The sequence below is a fragment of the Mycobacterium pseudokansasii genome, assembly GCF_900566075.1.
Classification (GTDB): Bacteria; Actinomycetota; Actinomycetes; order Mycobacteriales; family Mycobacteriaceae; genus Mycobacterium; species Mycobacterium pseudokansasii.
In genome coordinates, this window is sequence record NZ_UPHU01000001.1 from 3729667 (window position 1) to 3752151 (window position 22485).

Consider the following 22485-nt stretch of genomic DNA (forward strand, 5'->3'; position numbering starts at 1 on the left):
AATCGGCGTCGGCGGCTGGCACACTTGGGTAGGTGTCCGACTCCCTCGACTCTCCCGACTCCCTCGACGTCGAAGCGCTGGAAGCTGCCGGAATCGCTGATCCACGCGGGCGCGCCGACCTGATCAAGTACCTGGACGGACTGGGCTTCACCGTCGACGAGATGGCCGAAGCCGAGCGCCGCGGCCGGCTATTCGGCCTTGCCGGTGATGTCTTGCAATGGTCGGGGCCTCCCATCCATACCGTGCAGTCGGCGGCCGAAGAACTCGGGTTGTCCGCCGAGGAGGTCGCCCGCGTCTGGGCCCTGCTCGGTCTTACCGTCGCCGGTCCCGATGTTCCGGCGTTGAGCCAGGCCGACGTCGAGGCGCTGGCGACCTGGGTGGCGCTGAAAGCGGTCGTAGGTCAGGACGGGGCGTACGGACTTTTGCGGGTGGTCGGCACCGCGATGGCCCGGCTCGCCGAAGCCGAGTCGACGATGATCCGTGCCGGCATGCCGGACATCCAGATGACCCACACCCATGACGAGCTCGCCACCGCCCAGGCGTACCGGGCCATCGCCGAGTTCGTCCCCCGGATCGGGAGCTTGATCGACGTCGTTCACCGGCATCATCTGACCAGTGCCCGCACGTATTTCGAAGGTGTCGTTCAGGACACGTCGGCGAGCATCACTTGTGGCATCGGCTTTGCGGATCTGTCCAGCTTCACCGCGCTGACCCAGACGCTCACACCTGCGCAGCTGCAGGATCTACTCACCGAGTTCGGCGCCACCGTCGCCGACGTGGTGCATGCCGACGGTGGCCGGCTGGTGAAGTTCATCGGCGACGCGGTCATGTGGGTGAGCCCGACACCCGAGCGGTTGGTGCAGGCGGCGGTTGATCTAGTCGACCATCCGCGGGCGCGCGAGGCCGACCTGCAGGTGCGTGCCGGGCTTGCTTACGGCACCGTCTTGGCCATCAACGGCGACTACTTCGGCAGCCCGGTCAACCTCGCCGCGCGACTCGTGGCCGTCGCGGCACCGGGACAAATCCTGGCCGCGAGCGATCTCCATGAGAAATTGCCGGATTGGCCCGCGACCCCGCACGGCCCGCTGACGCTGAAGGGTTTTGACGCCCCGGTGACGGCCTTCGAACTGCAGGCCCGCGACGCCGACGGGCCAAGTCCCGTAGGGTAATTGCGCGTGACCACCGAACCGGGTTACCACAGCCCCGCCGTCAACGTTGCCACCTCACCGCCGAAACGCGGTGCGGGTTCTGCAGTACTGATCGTGCCGGTCGTCTCGGCCGGTGACGACGAGACTCCAGGGGCGCTGGTGGCCGTCGCCGAGCCGTTTCTGAGCGCCCACGCGGTCGCCGAGATCGAGGCCGGCCTGCGCGCACTGCAGGCCACGGGCGCCGCCGAACAGGTGCACCGGCTGGTCGTGCCGTCGCTGCCGGTGGGCAGTGTGTTGACGGTCGGCCTGGGCAAGCCGCGTTCGGACTGGCCGCCGGACACCATTCGCCGGGCCGCCGGGGTGGCCGCGCGGTCGCTGGGCAGCGCGCAGGCGGTGATCACCACGCTGGCCGAGTTGCCCGGCGAGGGCGTCTGCTCGGCCACCGTCGAGGGGCTGATCCTGGGCAGCTACCGGTTCACCGCTTTCCGCAGCGCCAAGACCGCGCCCAAAGACGAAGGGCTGCACAAGATCACGGTGCTGAGCACGGCCAAGGACGCCAAGAAGCACAGCGCCCACGCCGCGGCGGTGGCGACCGCGGTTGCCACCGCCCGCGACTTGGTGAACACGCCGCCGAGCCACCTCTACCCCGCCGAGTTAGCTAGGCGCGCAAAGGCTTTGGGCGAGGCGGCCGGACTCGAGGTCGAGGTGCTCGATGAGAAGGCGCTGCAGAAGGCCGGTTACGGCGGTGTGATCGGTGTCGGCCAGGGCTCGTCGCGGCCGCCGCGCCTGGTGCGGCTGGTCTATCGGGGATCGCGGCTGGCCAAGAATGCGAAGCGGGTCAAGAAGGTCGCGCTGGTCGGTAAGGGAATCACCTTCGACACCGGTGGGATCTCGATCAAGCCGGCCGCGTCGATGCACCACATGACCTCGGACATGGCCGGGGCCGCCGCGGTGATCGCCACGGTGACGCTGGCCGCGCGGCTGCAGTTGCCGATCGACGTGATCGCCACGGTGCCGATCGCCGAGAACATGCCCTCGGCGACGGCGCAGCGCCCCGGCGACGTGCTGACCCAATACGGCGGAACGACGGTCGAGGTGCTCAACACCGACGCCGAGGGCCGGCTGATCCTGGCCGACGCGATCGTTCGGGCTTGCGAGGACAACCCGGACTATCTGATCGAGACGTCGACGTTGACCGGTGCGCAGACGGTGGCGCTGGGCGCGCGTATCCCCGGCGTGATGGGCAGCGACGCGTTCCGCGATCGCGTCGCCGCGATCTCGCGGCGGGTCGGCGAAAACGGCTGGCCCATGCCGCTGCCGGATGAGCTCAAAGAGGACCTGAAATCCACGGTGGCCGACCTGGCCAACGTCAGTGGTCAACGTTTCGCCGGCATGCTGGTGGCCGGCGTGTTCCTGCGGGAATTCGTCGCCGACTCGGTGGACTGGGCGCATATCGACGTGGCCGCCCCCGCCTACAACACCGGCAGCGCGTGGGGCTACACGCCCAAGGGTGCCACCGGCGTGCCGACCCGGACCATGGTCGCGGCGCTCGAGGACATCTGCGAAAACGGCTAGAAAACCGCCGGCCGGCTACTTGGTCAGCAGCGAGATCACCGCGCGGCTCAGCTTGCGCCGCGGCCAGCCGGTCAGGCCGGCGGCCGCCAGCGCGGCCTGCGCGGCGTTCCGCCCGCAGGCGCCGTGCACGGAGCCACCCGGAGTAGCCGACGCGCTACCCAAATACAGTCCCTCGATTGGGGTTTCGGCGCGACCCAGTCCCGGAGCGGGACGAAATATCAGCATCTGCGGTAACTGAGCGGTGCCGCCGTTGAGCGCACCGAGATGCAGGTTGGCGTCACTGGCTTCCAGATCCGACGGACGTTGCACGAACCGGTCGAGCACCCGCGCCCCGAACCCGGGAGCATGCGCTTCGATGACGTGGTCGATCGATGTGGCCAGTTGCTCCGCCGCAGCGTCGTCAGCCACGGTGCGCGGCAGATGCGAATAGGCCCAAACACTTTCGGTACCGACAGGTGATCTGGTCGGGTCGGCGGTGGTGGTTTGGCCCAGCAGCATGAAGGGATGCTCGGGCACCACCCGGGTGTTCAGGTCGGCCATCCAGCGCACCAGCCCGTCCCCGTCGGCCCCGAGATGGACGGTGCCCGGCTGCCGCAAACTTTCCGCCCGCCACGGGATGGGACCGTTGAGCGCATAGTTGACCTTGACCACCGGCGGATCCCAGACGTAGTGCTCGAGCTCGCGCAGCAAGCCGTCCGGGACCGCCTCGGCTGGCAACATGTCGCAGAACAGTCGCGGCGCCGCCACATCGGCGACCACCGACCGTCGCGCCCGAACCGTTCGCCCACCGCTGGTGGTCACCGACACCGCGCGGCCACCGCGGACATTGATCCGAGCGACGTTCTGATTGCACTCAATTCGCGCGCCCGCCGACGAAGCGCGGTTCACCAGAGCCGCGGTCAACTGACCGGAACCGCCGACTGGCACCGGCCAGCCGCAGTCCTGACCCAGCATCGTCATCAGAAACCCCAATGCGCCGCTGCCCGGCGCATCCAGCGGCACGTCAGCGTGCATTGCGTTGCCCAGCAACAACACTCGCGGCGCCTCACCGAAAAACATCCGATCCACCATGGTGTTGGCGGGCTGCGCCAGCAGATGCGCGAGCCGAACGCCGTCGGCGGCACCGAGCTTGACCAGCAGCCGGATCGTTGGAAGCACCGGCGGAAACGGCGACAACATCGCGTCCAGCAGCGGTCGCTTGATTCGTTCCCACAATCTCACCACCCGCCACCAGTTTTCGCCGTCGCCATGGTGGCGGCGCTCGAAGTCCGCCGCGGTGCGGGCCGGGTCGCGGTAGAGGACGGGCGGGTCGTCATCGGTCGCACTGCGCGGATGACCAACTACCGCGGGCGCATGTGACCATTGCAGTCCGTGGTCTTCCAGCTGCAGCGCGGCGATGGCCGGCGACGCAGCCGTCATGGGATAGAAGGAGCTGAACAGGTCGGTGATGTAGCCAGGTGTCAGTTCGGCGCTGCGCACCGCGCCGCCCGGCTCGGGCTGGGCCTCCAGGACCAGCACGTCCCACCCGGCGTCGGCCAGCATCGACGCGGCAACCAGCCCGTGATGTCCGGCGCCGATAACGACGGCGTCAACCGCGTCGGAAGCCTGGGCCATGACTACGTGACCTGACTGGGCTCGAAGCGTTCCGCCATGGCCGCCAGCCGCAACAGGCATTCGCGGTTGCGCGGATAAATGGCCGCCAGAGCCAGCCGATCCGGGATCACCCGCATGGGCCCCTGCACCGGCAACTCGATCATCTCCACCTGGCACCCGGTTGGGATGCCCTGCAGCCGCATGGTGATCCGGGCGGCACCCAACCAGCCCAGACCGGCGTGCAAGACGATTTCCCGGCCGGGCGCACAACTCTCGACCACCGTCTGATCGTCGATCACCAACGGCCAGACCCCTATCGAGTGCCGGATTGCCGAACCCGGCTGCGGCCAGTGCGGGTCGACCGCGCGAGTGCGGCTGTTGCCCACCACCCACTGGCTGTAGGTCCATCCGTTGGCCAGCACGCTCCAGACGTCCTGGCACGACGCCGCCACGTCGCGGGCAGCGATCAGTTCTCGCATCACGGTCATGAGTGGTCCTTCTTTCGCGCCGGGGTAATCCGAGCGGGTACCCGCCGCGCCGGGAACCAATGCGCAATACCGCGCAGGCCGGCGAGCAAACACCGCAGGTTTAGCGGCACGACGCAGCGGCTAACCCACCTTGGCCACCGGAAGCGACTGGAAGCGACCGGAAACTTCGAGGAAGGCCGAATTGTGACTCTGCGACGGTTGATCATTGCGGTGAGTGCCGTGCTGTTGGTGGCCGGTGTCATCGGTCTGCTGGTGCCGGTGTCGGTGTCCAACAGCAACGGCGGTTCGATTTCCTGCGGAAACGGGTTCGCCACCGACCTGTCCGCGGCGCGAAACGCCAACGACAGCAACGGCGCCAACATCCCGATCCTCAACCAGGTCATCCCGCACACCGACTTCGTGGCTCAATGTGAATCGGCGGTATCGAGCCGGCGCATGTGGACCATCCCGCTGGTGGTCATCGGGGTCGTCGGGATAGGCGGCGCGCTGTTGGTGCGACGGACCCAGGCCTCCGAGACCGCCGACACCAGCCTGGGAGACGTCAGATGACCCGCATGCGTGCGGTACTGCGTAGCGCCTGGGGCAGCACCCGCGAGAGGCCGTACAGCGCGTAGGCTTCCGGAGCTACCGGCCGGATGGGCTTGTTCTTCTTGACCGCGGACACGATCGCGTGAGCAACCTTGTCCGGCCCGTAGTGGCGTAGCGCAAACATCTTGCCGAGTTGCCCGCGCCGGTCTTCGACCTGCTCGGCATTGCCGTCGGGCGCATCGAAGCGGGTGGCCGCGATGATGTTGGTGTCGATGACGCCGGGACAGATGGTCGTGAGTCCGACGCCGGCGGCGTCGAGTTCGGCCCGCAAGCAGTCGGAGAACATGAACGTCGCCGCCTTGGAGGTGCAGTAGGCACTGAGTGACTGCAGCGGCGCGTAGGCGGCCATCGACGACACGTTGACGATGTGACCGCCGGTGCCGCGCTCGACCAGACGACGGCCAAAGGAACGGCAACCGTTGACCACGCCGCCGAGATTGACCGCGAGCACCCGGTCGAACTGTTCGGCGGGGGTGTCCAGGAAGCCGCCCGCCTGGCCGATGCCGGCGTTGTTGATGACGATGTCGGGAACGCCGTGTTCGGAGCTGACCTGCTCGGCGAACGCCTCGACCGCCTCGGCGTCGGACACGTCGAGCACGTACGGATGGGCGGCGCCACCGCGTGCGGCGATCTCTGCGGCCGTGTCTTTCACCGTGGCCTCGTCGATGTCACTGATCACCACCTCGGCACCCTCGCGGACAAACGCGAGTGCGGTTTCGCGGCCGATTCCGCTTCCGGCCCCGGTGACGGCCACCAGGATGTCACCGAAGTGCTTGCGCGGCCGGCCGACCTGTGCCCGCAGCAGCGCGCGGCTGGGCGGGTTGCCTTCGACAAGATCGGCAATGTCGTGCACCGCGGCCGCCATCACCTGCGGGTGCGACATCGGGGAAAAGTGGCCGGCTTTGATGTCGCGTCGCCACAGTCGCGGCACCCAGCGTGCGGTCTCGTCGTAGCCGTAGGGCCGCACATACGGGTCCTGGGTGTTGACGATGAGTTGCACGGGCACGCCGATGACGGTGATGCCACGACTGCGGCGCTGCCGGGAGAACGACCGAAAGTAGTTGGCGGGGTAGGTCTTCACCGAACGAGCGGCGTCGCTGGGCAGGTTGTCGGAGTGGTGGATCTGCTCGGCAGGGATGTTGTCGACCATGTTGCGCCGAACCGCCGCGAGCGAAAGCGCCATCCGCACAAACAGCGGCGCCAGGACCGGCACCGAGAACAATGCCATGTAGCTCAACCGCAGCGCCTGGGTGAGCGACCGGACAAACCGTCGCGGCCGCCATGGCCGGCGCAGCCCGCCCAACAGGTAGTTGACCAACTGATCCTGGCTCGGGCCGGATACCGAGGTGAACGAGGCGACGCGGTCGCTGGCGCCGGGGCGGGTCAGATACTCCCAGATGCCCACCGAGCCCCAGTCGTGGCCCATGACGTGGACCGGCCGGCCCGGGCTCAGCTCGTCGACAACTGCGGCGAAGTCGTCGGCGAAACAAGCCATGGTGTAGGCGGAGACGGGTTTCGGCGCTGACGACAGGCCGACCCCGCGGTTGTCGTAGCGGATCACCCGGAAACGCTGCGCCAGCCGCGAAACCACGCCGTCCCACAACACGTGCGAGTCGGGAAAGCCGTGCACCAGCACCACCGCCGGACCGTCGGGGTTGCCTTCTTCGTAGACCGCGATACGAACGCCGTCGGCGCTGTCGACGAACCGCTGGGGTGCCTGTTGTGCTGCCGGCATCGGACCTCCGCCTCACCTGGGACTTGCTTCGCCTACCAGTGGCCACACCGTAGCAAGCGCCGCACGGTCGCCGTTGCTGCCGGAAGGCGCCGCGCCCTGAATGCGTGGCGGCCGCGCGGCAGTGACAGGATAGGTTTCGACATCTACTTGGGTTCCGCACCCGGTGTACGACTGTGTGGTAAGCCAGAGGTCGGCTTGCGCCGACCGACGACCGATCGAGGAGTCAACAGAGATGGCCTTCTCAGTCCAGATGCCGGCACTCGGTGAGAGCGTCACCGAGGGAACCGTCACCCGCTGGCTCAAGCAGGAAGGCGACACGGTCGAGATCGACGAGCCCCTCGTCGAGGTGTCTACCGACAAGGTCGACACCGAAATCCCTTCGCCGGCCGCCGGCGTGCTGACCAGGATCATCGCCCAGGAGGACGACACGGTTGAAGTCGGCGGCGAACTGGCCATCATCGGCGACACGTCGGAAAGCGGCGGCGACCAGAAGCCCGCCCAACCAGAGCCGGAGGCCTCGGGTTCCGGTAGGGCCGAGCCGGCGCCGCAGGCCCAACCGGCGCCCGAGACCGAACCGGAACCCCGGGCGGTATCAGAACCCGCCCAGCCGTCGGCTTCCGCCGGCGACACCACACCGGTCTTGATGCCCGAACTCGGCGAATCGGTCACCGAAGGCACCGTGACCCGCTGGCTGAAGAAAATCGGGGATTCGGTCGGAGTCGACGACCCGCTGGTGGAGGTCTCCACCGACAAAGTCGACACCGAGATCCCGTCACCGGTGGCCGGCGTTCTGGTCAGCATCACCGCCGACGAGGACGACGTCGTCCAGGTCGGCGGCGAGTTGGCGCGGATCGGCACCGGCTCCCAAGCCGCCGCGCCGGCCGCACCCAAGCCGGCCCCCGCACCCGAAGCCGAGCCTGAACCCAAGCCCCAGCCCAAGCCTGAATCCAAGCCGGAGCCCGCCAGGCCCGCTCCCGAACCCAAGCCGGAACCCAGGCCGGAACCCGCCACCGCGCCCGCGCCGAAGGCCGAAGCGCCACCATCTCAGCCCGCGCCCCAAGGCGGAGCGGAAGGCACCCCGTACGTCACACCGTTGGTGCGAAAGCTGGCCTCACAGCACAACATCGACCTCGCCGAGGTCACCGGCACCGGCGTCGGCGGCCGGATCCGCAAGCAGGACGTGCTGGCCGCGGCAGAACAGAAGAAACCAGCCGGGCCGGCGCCGGCTCCAGCCCCTGCGCCGGCTGCCCAAGCCGCCGCCCCGCCCGCCCCGGCGCCCGCATTGGCGCATCTGCGCGGCACCACGCAGAAGGCCAGCCGGATCCGCCAGATCACCGCCAACAAGACTCGCGAGTCCTTGCAGGCGACTGCGCAGCTCACACAGACCCACGAAGTCGACATGACGAAGATCGTGACGCTGCGCGCCAGGGCCAAAGCGGCGTTCGCCGAACGGGAGGGGGTGAATCTGACCTTCCTGCCGTTCTTCGCCCGAGCGGTCATCGACGCCCTCAAGATTCATCCCAACATCAACGCCAGCTACAACGAGCAGACCAAGGAGATCACCTACTACGACGCCGAGCACCTCGGGTTCGCCGTCGACACCGAGCAGGGTCTGCTGTCCCCGGTGATCCACAACGCCGGCGACTTGTCGCTGGCCGGGCTGGCCCGCGCGATTGCCGACATCGCCGCCCGCGCGCGGTCAGGCAACTTGAAGCCCGACGAATTGTCCGGCGGCACCTTCACCATCACCAACATCGGTAGCCAGGGCGCCTTGTTCGACACTCCGATATTGGTGCCGCCGCAGGCCGCCATGTTGGGTACCGGAGCGATCGTCAAACGGCCCAGGGTGATCGTCGATTCCTTCGGCAACGAATCGATCGGCGTGCGCTCCGTGTGCTATCTGCCGCTGACCTACGACCATCGCCTCATCGACGGCGCGGATGCGGGACGTTTCCTCAGCACCATCAAGCACCGCCTCGAAGAGGGAGCATTCGAAGCAGACCTGGGTCTTTGATGGGCCGTCAAGAAGGGCCGAGAAAGGCTAGATGAAACGGTGCCCGAGACTGTTGTCGCGATAGCGGGTTCGTCCGGCTTGATCGGCTCGGCTTTGGCCGCCGCGCTTCGCGCCGCCGACCACACGGTCCTTCGCATCGTGCGCCGGACACCGGCGAGTTCGGACGAGTTGCACTGGAATCCCGACAGCGGCGAGTTCGATCCCGACGTACTCGCCGGCGTCGACGCCGTGGTCAACCTGTGCGGCGTCAACATCGGCCGGCGCCGGTGGTCGGGTGCCTTCAAACAGAGCCTGCGCGACAGTCGGCTCACGCCCACCGAGGTGTTGTCCGCCGCCGTCGCCGACGCCGGTGTCGGCACCCTGATCAACGCCAGCGCGGTGGGTTACTACGGAGACACCCGGAACCGCGTTGTGGACGAAAACGACTCAGCCGGAACGGGTTTCCTGGCCCAGCTATGCGTGGACTGGGAAGCCGCCACACTGCCGGCCCAGTACGCGGGCACTCGTGTGGTATTGGCCCGCACCGGGCTGGTGCTGGCTCCGGCCGGAGGCGCGCTGCGTCCGATGCGGCCGGCATTCTCCGTGGGCCTGGGGGCGCGGCTGGGAAGCGGCCGTCAATACATGTCGTGGATCAGCCTCGAGGACGAAGTGCGGGCGCTGCTGTTCGCCATCTCCAACCCGGACTTGTCCGGACCGGTGAACATGACCGGGCCCGCGCCGGTGACCAACGCCGAGTTCACCACCGCCCTCGGCCGGGCACTGAACCGCCCCACCCCGTTGATGCTGCCCGGCTTCGCGGTACGCGCCGCGCTCGGCGAGTTCGCTGACGAAGCGCTGCTCAGCGGTCAGCGCGCCATCCCGGCTGCGCTGGAACAAACCGGTTTTCAGTTCCACCACAACACAATTGGCGAAGCGCTGCGCTACGCCACCGCGCGGCGCGACCACGCTTAGCACTCAGCTGCTTTTTGCCCGGCGTATCCCCTTCCGATACGCGTACATTCGTGTACTCTTCGCTTGCGGTCTCATCAAAATTCCACCAGCGGTCAACAAATGGAGAAACGCGTGGCGACGTCGGTATTCCACGACCTGAAAAAGGAAGGGCCGCTTTACGCGCTCTTTCTGAACTGCACCCTGAAAAATGCGCCGGAGGTATCGAATACCGAGGCGCTGTGCAATCTGCTGATCGAGCGTCTGCGCGCTCACGAGCCCGACATCGAAACCGAAATCGTCCGGGTCGTCGACTACAACGTGAAGCCCGGGGTGATGAACGACGAGGGCGACGGGGACGAGTGGCCGGCGATCCTGGAAAAAGTCAAGCGCTGCAACATCATCGTGCCCGCAATGCCGATCTGGATGGGCGTGCGGTCATCGGTGATCCAGCGGGTGATCGAACGGCTCGACGGCACCACCAAGACGGTAATGTGCGAGCGGACCGGACAGTTCCCGCTGTACGGGTCGGTGGCGGGCATCGTGGTCACCGGAAACGAGGACGGCAGCCATGATTGCGTGGCCAACACTTTCGCCAACCTCCTGCACTTCGGCGCGACAGTCCCGCCCAATACCGATGTGTATTGGGTCGGCGACGCCGGACCCGGAGCCAGCTACATCGAGGCCGGCGGCGAGTTGTCGCCGTACGTGCGCCGCAACGCCGAGCTGACCGCGCTCAACCTGCTCTTTGCGGCAAAGCTGTTGCGGGAGAACCCCTACACCATCAGCATCGCCAAACACAACGCAAAGATGATGGCGCGCAACAAAGTCAAGGAAGCGGCCATGAAGCTCGCGATCGAGCATATGCGCGCAAACATGCCAGACTGAGCCGGCGATGGATTCAGCCTGAAAGCCATCGTCATGCGGTCATCCGGAGATCCGGTTCCCAGTATCAGCGAGGCCGCGGCCACCGGGGAAATCACGGACCTCTATGCCGACATCCGCCAAACGCTCGGGATGACCTTTGTCAACCTGATCTGGCGTAATCTCGCCTCGATCCCCGGTGCGTTGCGCTGGACGTGGGAAACCATGAAACCCCTTTACGCCAACGGCGCGGTGTACTGGGAAGCCGACGCGCTGCGCCAGGGGCAAGAGTTGCCGCCGGTACCGCAACTCAGCGCTGCCGCGCTGCAATCCGTCGGAATCGGAGCCGATGACCAAAATGTCATCCGCACAACACTTTCCGGGTATGACACCGGCAATCCGCTCAACCTGGTGGGGTTCTGCGCCGTCCGGGCCCGGCTGCACGGCCTGACCCCGCCCGCGTGCCCGTGGATTCAGCAGCCCCCCCGCCGGCCACCGCCGGCCGCATGTGCGCTGTTGATGAGCCTGGACGAGATGCCGCCGCATGTCGCGGAAATGGTGCGCATTGTGAATCTGATCGGAGCCCGCGGCCCCGCGCGAAACCTACAGGTCAGCCTGCCCCGAAACCTTGCTCATTGGCCGGGCATGCTGGTGCTCTACTACACCGCATTGCAACCCCTGCACGACAACGGCTCGCTGCTGGGCGCCGTCGACGCGGTGCTTGCCGACGGCAGACGACGCGGGCACGCAGTCAGCGGCGCGCTGGGGAACACCGGCCTACCCGACGCCGAAACCGCTACGGCCATCAGGGATTCATTGGAGAACCTGGTGCCGAACGCGATGGCACGGATGCTCCCGGTGGTGAGTCTGCTACTTCGCTTGCTGCCTTGTGAGACCGACAATGAGCGCTAACAGAAGGGATTGGACGAAGTCATGCAACTCAGGGAACTGGTAGCTGGTCTCGGCGTCGCCGACGTCGTCGACGCGATGATGATGACGTATCAACATCGTGCGCACATCATCGAACTGCACAGCCCCGACCCGGATCGGGTCCTCGTCGGCCCGGCGGTGACCATCTCCTTTCTGCCGGTGCGCAAGGACCTGATGGATCCGCAGAAGCACAGCCTCGGGCCGGCCATCTACCGTGCCGTCGCCGAACACGAGGCCAAGGGTGCTGTCCTGGTGATGGCGTCCAACGGGTACCAGCACACGTCGCTTGGGGGTGGCACCAAGCTCAGCCGGGTGCAAAACCTCGGCATGGCAGGCATTCTCGCCGACGGAATGCTGCGCGACTTCGAGGAACTGAACACCTACAACTTCGCGACGTACTGCCACGGCGAGACGGTGCGCGCCGGCGGCAACGAGGTTCAGCCCTATCTGGCCGATGTTCCGGTGGCGGTCGGCGGGGTCACCGTGGTGCCCGGCGACGTGATCTTCGCCAAGGGGTCGACGGCCGTGGTCATCCCCGGTGCCGAGGCCGAGGCGATGCTGACCAAGGCGCGCCAGGTGATGCAGAAAATGGACCAGCTGAAGGAGGGCCTGAAATCCGAGGATCCGGAAGCGGTGCTGCGCCACGGCAGCGGTGAGCTCTGATGCCGCCGTCGAATACCAGCGAGCAGATTGTCGAGGCGCTGGTGGCCGAAGGCGTCGAGTATGTTTTCGGCATTCCAGGCGATGAGAACCTGCACTTCCTGGAGGCGCTCCGCAAGGACGGGCGGATCAAGTTCGTCCTGTTCCGCCACGAACAGGCCGCGGGTTTCGCGGCCGCGGCCTTCGGTCGCCTGACCGGCAGGCTCGCCGTTGCCATGTCGACTCTGGGCGCGGGCGCGATGAACCTGACCACCCCGGTCGCCCACGCGTATCTGGCGGCCATGCCGATGCTGGTCATCACCGGCCAAAAAGCGGCGCGCGACAACCGCATGGGGCAATACCAACTGGTCGACGTGGTCGATGTGCTGCGTCCCATCACCAAGTTCGCGGCCAAGATCCCGTCCGGACAGATGGCCGGATCGCTGCTGCGACAGGCGATGATGTCGGCATTGGGCGAACGTCAGGGGCCCGCGCATCTGGAACTGCCCGAAGACGTGGCACGCGAGACCGAACTCGGGCCGCTGGTTTCGTGCCGGCACAGCGACATTCCGGTGGCGACGCAGGACAGCATCGACACCGCAGCGCAGCTGATCCAGAACGCGAGCCGGCCGCTGATCATGGTGGGCGGCGGCACCCGCGCCAACCGGCCGGCGGTCGCGGCGGCGGTGCGGGAGTTGATCGCCCAGACCCAAATCCCCTTCGTGGCGACCATGATGGGCAAGGGCGTGGCCAACGAGGACGACCCGAACTACCTCGGCTGTTCGATCATGCCCGGCGATTACCCGAACTGCGCCATCCAGGCGGCCGACGTTCTCCTCAACGTCGGTCATGACGTCATGGAGAAGCCGACCCTGTTCATGGCGCCCGATGACGGGCGCACCGTCATCCACCTCAATCCCTTTGCCGCCCAAGGCGACAACTCTTATTTCCCGCAGGCACAGGTGGTCGGCGACATGGCGGACGCGCTGCGTCGCCTGACCGCGCAACTCACCCCTAATCCGGCGTGGGATCACGACGGCTTCCGCCGTCTCGGAAAAGCCATGCAGGACAGCATCAAACGCTCAGCCGCCGACGCCTCGCCGCCCGCCAAGCAGGGATATCTCATCGCCACCCTGCGCGAGTTCATGGCCGACGAGGACATCCTCTCGCTCGACAACGGCATCCACATGATGTGGGCCACACGCAACTTCAATGCCCGCCAACCCAACACGATGCTGATCGATCATGCGCTGGGCTCCATGGGGATCAGCCTGCCGGCGGCCATCGCGGCCAAACTCGTTCACCCCGAACGTAAGGTCGTGGTGCTCACCGGCGACGGCGGATTCGCGATGAACAACCAGGACCTGGAAACCGCCGTCCGCCTCGGGCTGGATCTGATCGTCGTGGTGTTCAACGACGCCAGCCTGGCCATGATCGCTCAGAAGCAAATGCTCGACGGCTACCAACGGTACGGCGTGGACTTCGGCAACCCGGATTTTGTCGCGTATGCCCACGGCTACGGAGCCACCGGCCATCGCCTCGACGATCCCGCCAAGTTCCGCGCGATCCTCGACCAGGCCGCAGCGGCAGGCGGAGTGCACGTCATCGATGCGCCGGTGGACCCGCAGCAGAACATGGCGCTGATGATGGAGATGCGCTCGGTCGACTGCCACCAGCTGCTGGCCGGCGGCGGGCGGTAGGCGCCAGCCAGCTGCCTCGCCGGGACGGCGGAGGCGCCTACAGCTCACGAAGAGCGGCCACCAAGGTCAGCAATTGCCCTGCGTTGGCGTTGATCTCGTCGATCCCGCCGACGGTTCCGGTGGCGTTGCCCACGATGACGTGTTCCAGGCCGTTGTCGACGTAGCCACTGACCCTAGCCGCGATTTCGGTGGCGTTCCCGACGAACATGAACTCCTCGACGAGCTCGAACGGGATGGTCGGGGCAATGTCGCGAAGCAGTTCCGGATCGAGGTCGTGATAGATCAGGTCCACCAGTCCGCGGCATCGGTCACCGGCCGGATGGCTGAGTCCATGCTTGCTCCACAGCTCAGCCGAGCACATCAATGCGCCGAGTTTACCGAGAGGATCGCGTTCCATGAGTTCAGCGACATAGTCCCGGGACTCACCGACGATCACCGCGACGTGCAACGCACACTCCGGCATCGCCCGCCCGGCCCGAGCGGCGTACTTAGCCACCGCGTCGCGTCTGTCGCCGTAGCTCGACGGGCTCATCGGCCACGCCGGAACCCAGCCATCGCCGTACTCGCCGGTGAGCCGCAACATGCGCGGACCGTGACCGGCCACCCATACCTTCGGTGAGCCCAGGCCGTCGCGCCGCAACGGCAGACCGATCCGGCCGCATGACCCCGACGCCGTCATGCCGCGATCCAGCAGTGCCCGCAGCTCGCCCAGAAACGTCTCCAGTTCGGTTACCGGAGCCGAGAAATCGTAGCCGAACGGCACCAGGTTCTCGGCCTCTCCCGCCCCCACACCCAAGCTGAATCCATTGCGGCACAACTGATGTAAGGTCAGCGTCGTCCGTGCGACATCGGCTGCCCGGCGGCGGATCGGGTCGGTGACGCACACCCCCATCGAAAGATTCGATTCCCGGCCGATCACCGCGATACAGGCGAACGGGTCATACCATGCGTCTGCGTCCGGCGACAGCGACGCCAAAGCCATGTCGGGCCACAGCGCGGGATGCGCGCACCCGAGCAGATGGTCGGGGATCCACGCGGAGTCGGCGTTGGCGTCCTCGGCGAGGCCGATCATCGCCCGGTACGACTCGAACGGGTGCATCGGCGCCACCAGCAATCCGACTTTCATCGCTTCACTAATACGCCGACGGATGCGCAGTTGCGGGGTAACGGAGGTTTTTGGGCTCGAACGGGCCGGCTGACTAAGCTAATAAGGCTAACTAACTATAACTAAGCCTCCGCGGCGAGCTCGCCTGGCGTGGCCGAGTCCGTCGTCTTGTTCTGCTGCCAGGGCCACCGTCCGGTCATTTCCACAGTGAGCGAGAAGCTCAAGAAGGTCCGAATGGCAACGATGCCGGCCAGGGCGGCGACACTTTGTGCGTTGGGTTTCAGGGCAATCGTCTTGATGATGTCACCGGCCACCAGAAGCTCCAAGCCGACCAGGATGGAGCGCCCGAGCTGTACGCGAAACTCTCGGTAGGCCTGGGCGGCGTTGCGCGGCGCTCGGCACAGGAACAGCACGATAGCGCCCACAGCGCCGATGATGATCACCGCGACGCCCAGGCCGTCGATCGCCATGCCCACGCGGACAACGGTTTCGATGAAGCTCATTGCACGCACATTAGCTCGGCACAGCGCTTTTTCCCGGCATCCAACCGGCGGTTCCGCTCGCGTCGCCTCAGCGCGAGCACGATCCCGCTGCGGTGGTCTCGGGTAGCCTCGTTACCGTGGCTGGTTCAACCCGGTCGAGCGGGGCCGAGATCGACGTCCGTCAGCTTGGCACCATCGACTACCACGACGCCTGGCAGTTGCAGCGCAAGCTCGCCGACATCCGGGTCGCCGGCGGACCGGACACGCTGCTGCTGCTGGAGCACCCGGCCGTCTACACCGCGGGGCGCCGCACCGAACCGCACGAACGGCCCATGAACGACACCGACGGCACCCCCGTCATCGACACCGACCGCGGCGGCAAGATCACCTGGCACGGCCCAGGGCAGCTGGTCGGCTACCCGGTCATCGGCCTGGCCGAACCGCTGGATGTGGTGAATTACGTTCGGCGCCTTGAGGAATCGCTGATCAAGGTGTGCGGCGACCTGGGCCTGCAGACCATCCGGGTGGACGGCCGGTCCGGGGTATGGCTGCCGGCCGCCGCGGGACGCCCGGCACGCAAGGTCGCCGCCATCGGCGTGCGGGTGTCGCGCGCGACGACGCTGCACGGGTTCGCGCTCAACTGTGACTGCGACCTGGGTGCGTTCACCGCCATCGTGCCCTGCGGAATCAGCGACGCCGGGGTCACGTCGCTGTCCGTCGAGTTGGGACGCAGGGTGACTGTGGCCGAGGTCCGCTCCGCCGTCGCCGACGCGGTGTGCGACGCCCTGGATGGCGTCCTGCCGGTCAGTGACCACGTGCCCCCGCAGGCAGATGACACCCCCACTCCCCCGCAACCGGGCGGTACCCCCACAGGCATCGTGGCCGGGCGGAGCCTGCCGGCGCACGCGTAGCATCAGCGATGTGACTGTCGCACCCGAGGGCCGGCGCCTGCTGCGCCTGGAGGTGCGCAACGCGCAAACCCCGATCGAACGCAAACCGCCGTGGATCCGGATCCGGGCGCGCATGGGCCCGGAATACACCGAGCTGAAAAGCCTGGTCCGGCGCGAAGGCCTACACACCGTCTGCGAAGAGGCCGGCTGCCCCAACATCTTCGAATGCTGGGAGGACCGGGAAGCCACCTTCCTGATCGGCGGCGACCAGTGCACCCGCCGTTGCGACTTCTGCCAGATCGACACCGGTAAGCCCGCCACCCTGGATCGTGACGAGCCGCGACGGGTCGCCGAGAGCGTGCACACGATGGGACTGCGCTACGCCACCGTCACCGGGGTGGCCCGCGACGACCTGCCCGACGGCGGTGCCTGGCTGTATGCGCAAACCGTGCGGGCGATCAAGGAGCTCAATCCGCACACCGGCGTCGAACTGTTGATCCCCGACTTCAACGGCGAGCCCAGCCGGCTAGCGGAGGTCTTCGAGTCATGCCCGGAGGTGTTGGCGCACAATGTCGAAACGGTGCCCCGCATCTTCAAGCGGATCCGGCCCGCGTTCACCTACCGGCGCAGCCTGGATGTGCTCACCGCGGCCCGCGACGCCGGCCTGGTGACCAAGAGCAACCTCATCCTCGGTCTGGGTGAAACCCCCGACGAGGTGCGCGCCGCCCTGGCCGATCTGCATGGCGCCGGTTGCGACATCGTCACCATCACCCAATATCTGCGACCGTCGCCGCGCCACCACCCGGTCGAGCGGTGGGTCAAGCCCGACGAGTTCGTCGAGTACGCGCAGTACGCCGAGGGGCTGGGCTTCGCCGGGGTGCTGTCCGGGCCGTTGGTGCGTTCGTCGTACCGGGCGGGCCGCCTCTACCGGCAGGCCCGGCGCTCGCCAACCTCGGACTCCGGTTAGCCGCAGCGTACGTATCCTTGAGGACTATGGCAAAACCCCGAAACGCCGCTGAGAACAAGGCCGCCAAAGCCGCGGCGAGTGCTGCCCGCAAGGCCGCCGCCCGGCAGCGCCGCACTCAGCTGTGGCAGGCGTTCAACATCCAGCGCAAAGAGGACAAGCGCCTGCTGCCGTACATGATCGGCGCGTTCGTGCTGATCGTCGGCGTCTCGGTGGGCGTCGGGGTGTGGGCCGGCGGCTTGACCATGATCACGCTGATCATCTTCGGCGTGCTGCTGGGCGCGCTGGTGGCGTTCATCATCTTTGGCCGCCGCGCCCAGCGCAGCATCTACCGGCAAGCCGAAGGTCAAACCGGCGCCGCGGCCTGGGTGCTGGACAACCTGCGGGGCAAGTGGCGGGTCACCCCGGGGGTGGCCACCACCGGACACTTTGACGCGGTGCATCGGGTGATCGGCCGGCCGGGTGTCATCCTGGTCGGCGAGGGATCGGCGGGCCGCGTCAAACCACTGCTGGCCCAAGAGAAGAAGCGCACCGCTCGCCTGGTCGGCGATGTGCCGATCTACGACATCGTCATCGGCAACGGCGACGGCGAGGTGCCGCTGGCCAAGTTGGACCGCCACCTCACCAAACTTCCGGCCAACATCACCGTCAAGCAGATGGACACCCTGGAATCGCGTCTGGCCGCCCTGGGTTCCCGCGCCGGTACCGGCGCCCTGCCGAAGGGCCCGTTACCCAACGCCGGCAAGGTGCGCGGCGTCCAGCGCACCGTGCGCCGCAAATAGCCGCACACAGCGGCAAGTAGCCCCAGAACACCCGGGCGTTATCAGCGCGGCGACGATGCGTACGGCGCGGCCGCACGAGGCCACACGAGGCCGCACGAGGAGGAAACCCGCAACTCAACTGTCAGCGCCGCACCACGGCCGTGCCGGTCAGCCGGTCGTGCAACCCCCGTCCGTCCGAGTCGGTGAACAGCGGTGGGATCACCAGCGCGATCAGCAGGCCCCGCGCCACCAACCGGCCGACCCCCACGGGCAGCCGGCCATCCACCGTCACGACCACCAGACCCAGTAGCAACTGGCCCGGGGTAAATCCGAACAGGCGCACCGCAATGACACCCAGCAGCAGCCAGATGACCAGCACCATCGACGACAGCATGGCCTGGGACCAGGCGCCGACACCCAGGCCCAGCAGGGCCAGTCCGTAAGCCACCAGCCAGTCGATGCACAGCGCGCCGAGCCGGCGCCCCATCGGCGCCAGCGAACCCGGCCCGGTCCGCGGAAAACCGCGCGTCTTGCCGGGATATCCGGTAGATTCCGCCGTCATCGGCCCGGTCCGATCGGCTGGCTCCGCATCACACCGGGCCGGCCGCGGGACGGACCGGACAACCCGATCGGTTGACCGGTTACGATCTTGCGGGCCATGGCCCCACAATAGGACCCGGCCACCAACCGCGGACTGTTGGCGGGCGTATGGTCACGTAACGTCTGCGCAACACGGGGTTGACTGGCGGGCAACAACACCTCCATACCGTCGGCCGCGAATCACCTAGTAAAGGAGCACTCTGTGACGGATAAGACGCCCGACGACGTCTTCAAAATTGTCAAGGACGAGGGCGTCGAGTTTGTCGACGTCCGGTTTTGTGACCTGCCCGGCACCATGCAGCACTTCACAATTCCGGTTTCGTTCTTCGACGAGAGCGTGTTCGAAGACGGCTTGGCTTTCGACGGCTCGTCGATCCGCGGGTTCCAGTCGATTCACGAATCAGACATGCTGCTGCTACCCGACCCGGTAACGGCGCGCATCGACGCGTTCCGGGCGGCCAAGACGCTGAACCTCAACTTCTTCGTGCACGACCCGTTCACCCTCGAGCCGTATTCGCGCGACCCCCGCAACGTCGCCCGCAAGGCCGAGAACTACTTGATCAGCACCGGCATCGCCGACACCGCCTATTTCGGTGCCGAGGCCGAGTTCTACATCTTCGACTCGGTGAGCTTCGATTCGCGCACCAATGGCTCCTTCTACGAAGTGGACGCGATCGCAGGGTGGTGGAACACCGGCGCACCCAACGAGGCCGACGGCAGCCCCAACCGCGGCTACAAGGTCCGCCCGAAGGGCGGCTACTTCCCGGTGGCGCCGGTCGACCACTACGTCGACCTGCGCGACACGATGCTGCGCAATCTGATCAACGCCGGCTTCAGCCTGGAGAAGGGCCATCACGAGGTGGGCACCGGCGGGCAGGCCGAGATCAACTACAGGTTCAACACGCTGCTGCACGCCGCCGACGACTTGCAGCTGTACAAGTACATCGTCAAGAACACCGCGTGGCAGGCGGGCAAGACAGTCACGTTCATGCCCAAGCCGCTGTTCGGTGACAACGGTTCCGGCATGCACACCCACCAGTCGCTGTGGAAGGACGGCAGCCCGCTGATGTACGACGAGACCGGGTACGCCGGTCTGTCGGACACCGCGCGCCACTACATCGGCGGTCTGCTGCACCATGCACCGTCGCTGCTGGCGTTCACCAACCCGACGGTGAACTCCTACAAGCGGCTGGTTCCCGGTTACGAGGCCCCGATCAACCTGGTGTACAGCCAGCGGAATCGGAGTGCATGCGTCCGTATTCCCATCACGGGCAGCAACCCGAAGGCCAAGCGGCTGGAGTTCCGTTGCCCCGACTCATCCGGCAACCCCTATCTGGCGTTCTCGGCCATGCTGATGGCGGGCCTGGATGGCATCAGAAACAAGATCGAGCCGCAGGCTCCGGTGGACAAAGACCTCTACGAACTGCCGCCGGAGGAGGCCGCGAACATCCCGCAGGCGCCCACCCAGCTGTCCGCGGTGATCGACCGGCTGGAGGCTGACCACGAATACCTCACCGAGGGCGGCGTTTTCACGCCTGACCTGATCGAAACGTGGATCAGCTTCAAGCGCGAGAACGAGATCGAGCCGGTCAACGTCCGGCCGCACCCATACGAGTTCGCGCTGTATTACGACGTTTAGAGACGTTTAGCCCCGGGTACAGCAGCCCGCTTGGCGATCATCTCATCGATCGCCAAGCGGGCTGTCTGTATTCGCGCCTCGCGCCGAAACATAAGCCAGTGCACGGGTTTTCGGCGTGACATCGCAGCTGGTTAGGTGTCGCGCAGTGCGTCACGACGCCAAACCGATTGTGCGGCAACGCCGCAGTCATGCCTGGCGCGCCGTACGGCAACGCCTCGCGTTGTCGGCGCCGCGCTGAGAGTCACGCTCCTATGCTTGTCGCTGCAAGCCGGGCAAACCGGGTACCGCCCCGTCGAGACGGCAATGTGGCAGATGGCAGCGCCACCTTAGCCGGTCTTAGCCGTCCAATGCCAGGTCTTTGCGGAAACGCCGCATGGCGTCCACCTTTTCCGCCAGACCGGCATCCGGCCCGGCGTAAAACATCCACGGCATGGTGAGGATCCCGGTGATGCCCGCCTCCTCGGCCCGCCGATAGTCGGCGGCGGCAAAAGCATCGGTGAGTGGCGTCAGGATGGTGAAATCGTGTAGCGGCAGGCCATTTTCGACGCGCAACTCGCGTAGCCGGCCGGCCGCTTCGATCGCGCGGTCGGTCTTGATCAGGTCCCCGATCCAGCCGTCATAGCGGGCCGCACGGCGCAACGCGATGTCACTGAGCCCGCCGGCATACACCGGTATCGGCGGCGGCGTCGGCTGCATTTCCAGCCGCGGAGTCCGGTAGAACCGGCCGTCGAATTCCGTCCAGCCCGGCTTCCACAGCTCCCGCATCAACTCCAGCATTTCGTCGGTGCGTTTGCCGCGGGCCGCGAACTGCTCGCCCATCAGGGTGAACTCCTCTTCGCACCAGCCCACCCCGATGCCCAGCTCCACCCGGCCCGAAGCCAAGAATGCTGCGGTGCCAATGGCTTTGGCCGCCGCGTAGGGGTTCCGCATGGCGGGAATGTACACCGTGGTGACGAACTTCAGCCGTCGTGTGACCTGCGCGAGCGCACCGACGAGTACCCAGGGATCGGGCCAGTCGGTGAACGGTGGCCAGCGCCGCTGTCCGTCTTTGGTGTAGGGGTACGGGGTGGTCAGGGTTTCCAGGTTGACGACGTGGTCCGGGATACCGATGCCGTCGTAGCCCAGATCGTCGGCGGCCTTGGCGATCTCGACGATCTCCGCGGTCTGCAGGAAGGCGCTGCTGATATAGAACTTCATTCGCCTTCTCGCGCCCACGCCGGCTTGATGAAGATGCCTTCGGCCTCCACGGTGACTCCCGCCTTGTCCGAAATGAAGCCGCGCGCAAAGGTTTTGATCCCCGCCGTGCGGTCGATCCAGGCTTCGGAACGAACCGGCCCGAGCGGTGTGCCGCGCAGGTACTTCACCGTGATGGTGCCGGTGAACAGCGGCTGGGTCAGCCCCCGGCTGGCCGCCTCGCCCAGCATGTGGTCCAGCACCAGGGCGGACACACCGCCATGCGCCAGCCCAGGCGGCCCCTCGTAGGCCGTGCCCAGCACGAACTCGCTGAAGCAGCGCCCGTCCCGGGCATCCGGGTCATGGTGGACAACCAGCGGCGGGGCGATCGGGTTACATTGGCCCACTGCGGCGTTGCCCAATGGGACGGGGCGCCCGTCGACCCGGTAACTGATGCCCGAGGGGCGGGTTCGTTGACTGCGCAATGACCGCGTCACCGCTTCGATCGCGGTGCGCGCCTGAAGGATGACGTCGTCGTCGGCCTCGGTCCGGATGGTGGCGTCGATGAGGTCGCGAACCGCCGCGGCCAGCGGCGCATACGTCGCGGTGACGCGATTGTGCTCGGCTTCGCTCAACACCTCGAACGTGGCGTCCAACTCCAACCGTCCTC

General features: G+C 66.7%; 21 protein-coding genes. 13 read left to right on the forward strand and 8 right to left on the reverse strand.

Annotated elements, in window-relative coordinates:
- Positions 1–32: 32 nt before the first annotated feature.
- The gene (locus EET10_RS16865) at positions 33–1169 is read left to right on the forward strand and encodes an adenylate/guanylate cyclase domain-containing protein (protein ID WP_036402750.1); all 1137 of its coding nucleotides are present in this window, start codon (positions 33–35) and stop codon (positions 1167–1169) included.
- Between the two features lie 6 nt (positions 1170–1175).
- Positions 1176–2723: a leucyl aminopeptidase gene (locus EET10_RS16870; RefSeq protein WP_036402747.1), complete on the forward strand. Its 1548-nt coding sequence runs from the start codon at positions 1176–1178 to the stop codon at positions 2721–2723.
- 15 nt (positions 2724–2738) lie between these two features.
- Here EET10_RS16870 and EET10_RS16875 read toward each other — a convergent pair whose 3' ends face one another.
- Together EET10_RS16875 and EET10_RS16880 are read right to left on the reverse strand one after the other, a co-directional pair.
- Positions 2739–4337, reverse strand: a complete 1599-nt coding sequence (locus EET10_RS16875) for a phytoene desaturase family protein (RefSeq protein WP_122502333.1) — start codon at positions 4335–4337, stop codon at positions 2739–2741.
- A 2-nt stretch (positions 4338–4339) separates the two neighbouring features.
- A complete protein-coding gene (locus tag EET10_RS16880) occupies positions 4340–4804 on the reverse strand; it encodes an SRPBCC family protein (protein WP_244601986.1) in 465 nt (154 codons plus the stop codon).
- Between the two features lie 183 nt (positions 4805–4987).
- Between EET10_RS16880 and EET10_RS16885 the strand changes: the two genes are divergently transcribed.
- Entirely contained in the window at positions 4988–5353 is a 366-nt protein-coding gene (locus EET10_RS16885) for a hypothetical protein (RefSeq protein WP_051490495.1), read from the forward strand.
- Here EET10_RS16885 and EET10_RS16890 read toward each other — a convergent pair.
- Positions 5346–7127 carry an SDR family oxidoreductase gene (locus EET10_RS16890; protein ID WP_036402742.1) on the reverse strand — a complete coding sequence of 594 codons (1782 nt, stop codon included), beginning with the start codon at positions 7125–7127 and terminating at the stop codon, positions 5346–5348. The two genes, EET10_RS16885 and EET10_RS16890, sit on opposite strands and share 8 nt — an antisense overlap.
- Positions 7128–7359: 232 nt before the next feature.
- On the opposite strand from EET10_RS16890, the gene sucB reads away from it, so the two are divergent.
- The 6 genes from sucB (at position 7360) to EET10_RS16920 (ending at position 14201) form a co-directional block, all read left to right on the forward strand.
- The gene (gene sucB, locus EET10_RS16895) at positions 7360–9141 is read left to right on the forward strand and encodes a 2-oxoglutarate dehydrogenase, E2 component, dihydrolipoamide succinyltransferase (protein ID WP_122502334.1); all 1782 of its coding nucleotides are present in this window, start codon (positions 7360–7362) and stop codon (positions 9139–9141) included.
- A gap of 39 nt (positions 9142–9180) precedes the next feature.
- Positions 9181–10092 (forward strand): TIGR01777 family oxidoreductase, encoded by a 912-nt coding sequence (locus tag EET10_RS16900; RefSeq protein ID WP_036402740.1) that lies wholly within the window; start codon positions 9181–9183, stop codon positions 10090–10092.
- A 111-nt stretch (positions 10093–10203) separates the two neighbouring features.
- Positions 10204–10956 (forward strand): flavodoxin family protein, encoded by a 753-nt coding sequence (locus EET10_RS16905; RefSeq protein ID WP_036402914.1) that lies wholly within the window; start codon positions 10204–10206, stop codon positions 10954–10956.
- A 33-nt stretch (positions 10957–10989) separates the two neighbouring features.
- Positions 10990–11844 (forward strand): hypothetical protein, encoded by an 855-nt coding sequence (locus tag EET10_RS16910; protein WP_122502335.1) that lies wholly within the window; start codon positions 10990–10992, stop codon positions 11842–11844.
- Positions 11845–11865: 21 nt separating this feature from the next.
- Positions 11866–12525 (forward strand): RraA family protein, encoded by a 660-nt coding sequence (locus EET10_RS16915; RefSeq protein ID WP_036402911.1) that lies wholly within the window; start codon positions 11866–11868, stop codon positions 12523–12525.
- On the forward strand, positions 12525–14201 hold the full coding sequence (locus EET10_RS16920) for an acetolactate synthase large subunit (RefSeq protein ID WP_122502336.1): 1677 nt from the start codon (positions 12525–12527) through the stop codon (positions 14199–14201). The genes EET10_RS16915 and EET10_RS16920 overlap by 1 nt, the downstream gene beginning before the upstream one ends.
- Before the next feature lie 37 nt (positions 14202–14238).
- Here the strand turns inward: EET10_RS16920 and EET10_RS16925 are convergent, their stop codons facing one another.
- Positions 14239–15327: an LLM class flavin-dependent oxidoreductase gene (locus EET10_RS16925; protein ID WP_122502337.1), complete on the reverse strand. Its 1089-nt coding sequence runs from the start codon at positions 15325–15327 to the stop codon at positions 14239–14241.
- Between the two features lie 101 nt (positions 15328–15428).
- The gene (locus EET10_RS16930) at positions 15429–15809 is read right to left on the reverse strand and encodes a DUF1622 domain-containing protein (protein WP_051490494.1); all 381 of its coding nucleotides are present in this window, start codon (positions 15807–15809) and stop codon (positions 15429–15431) included.
- A gap of 116 nt (positions 15810–15925) precedes the next feature.
- On the opposite strand from EET10_RS16930, the gene lipB reads away from it, so the two are divergent.
- From lipB to EET10_RS16945, 3 genes are read left to right on the forward strand one after another with little or no spacing between them, the layout of a single operon-like run.
- The gene (lipB, locus tag EET10_RS16935; protein WP_081260358.1) at positions 15926–16699 is read left to right on the forward strand and encodes a lipoyl(octanoyl) transferase LipB; all 774 of its coding nucleotides are present in this window, start codon (positions 15926–15928) and stop codon (positions 16697–16699) included.
- A 10-nt stretch (positions 16700–16709) separates the two neighbouring features.
- Positions 16710–17645 (forward strand): lipoyl synthase, encoded by a 936-nt coding sequence (gene lipA / locus EET10_RS16940; RefSeq protein WP_036402730.1) that lies wholly within the window; start codon positions 16710–16712, stop codon positions 17643–17645.
- 26 nt (positions 17646–17671) lie between these two features.
- Positions 17672–18424, forward strand: coding sequence for a DUF4191 domain-containing protein (locus EET10_RS16945; protein WP_036402727.1), 753 nt, complete (start codon positions 17672–17674; stop codon positions 18422–18424).
- Positions 18425–18545: 121 nt separating this feature from the next.
- Here EET10_RS16945 and EET10_RS16950 read toward each other — a convergent pair whose 3' ends face one another.
- Positions 18546–18965 (reverse strand): RDD family protein, encoded by a 420-nt coding sequence (locus EET10_RS16950; protein ID WP_036402724.1) that lies wholly within the window; start codon positions 18963–18965, stop codon positions 18546–18548.
- Between the two features lie 240 nt (positions 18966–19205).
- On the opposite strand from EET10_RS16950, the gene glnA reads away from it, so the two are divergent.
- A complete protein-coding gene (gene glnA, locus EET10_RS16960; RefSeq protein WP_036402719.1) occupies positions 19206–20642 on the forward strand; it encodes a type I glutamate--ammonia ligase in 1437 nt (478 codons plus the stop codon).
- Positions 20643–20978: 336 nt separating this feature from the next.
- Here glnA and EET10_RS16965 read toward each other — a convergent pair whose 3' ends face one another.
- Positions 20979–21839 (reverse strand): TIGR03619 family F420-dependent LLM class oxidoreductase, encoded by an 861-nt coding sequence (locus EET10_RS16965; protein WP_036402717.1) that lies wholly within the window; start codon positions 21837–21839, stop codon positions 20979–20981.
- A complete protein-coding gene (locus tag EET10_RS16970) occupies positions 21836–22471 on the reverse strand; it encodes a PaaI family thioesterase (RefSeq protein WP_036402904.1) in 636 nt (211 codons plus the stop codon). The genes EET10_RS16965 and EET10_RS16970 overlap by 4 nt, the downstream gene beginning before the upstream one ends.
- Between the last annotated feature and the right edge of the window lie 14 nt (positions 22472–22485).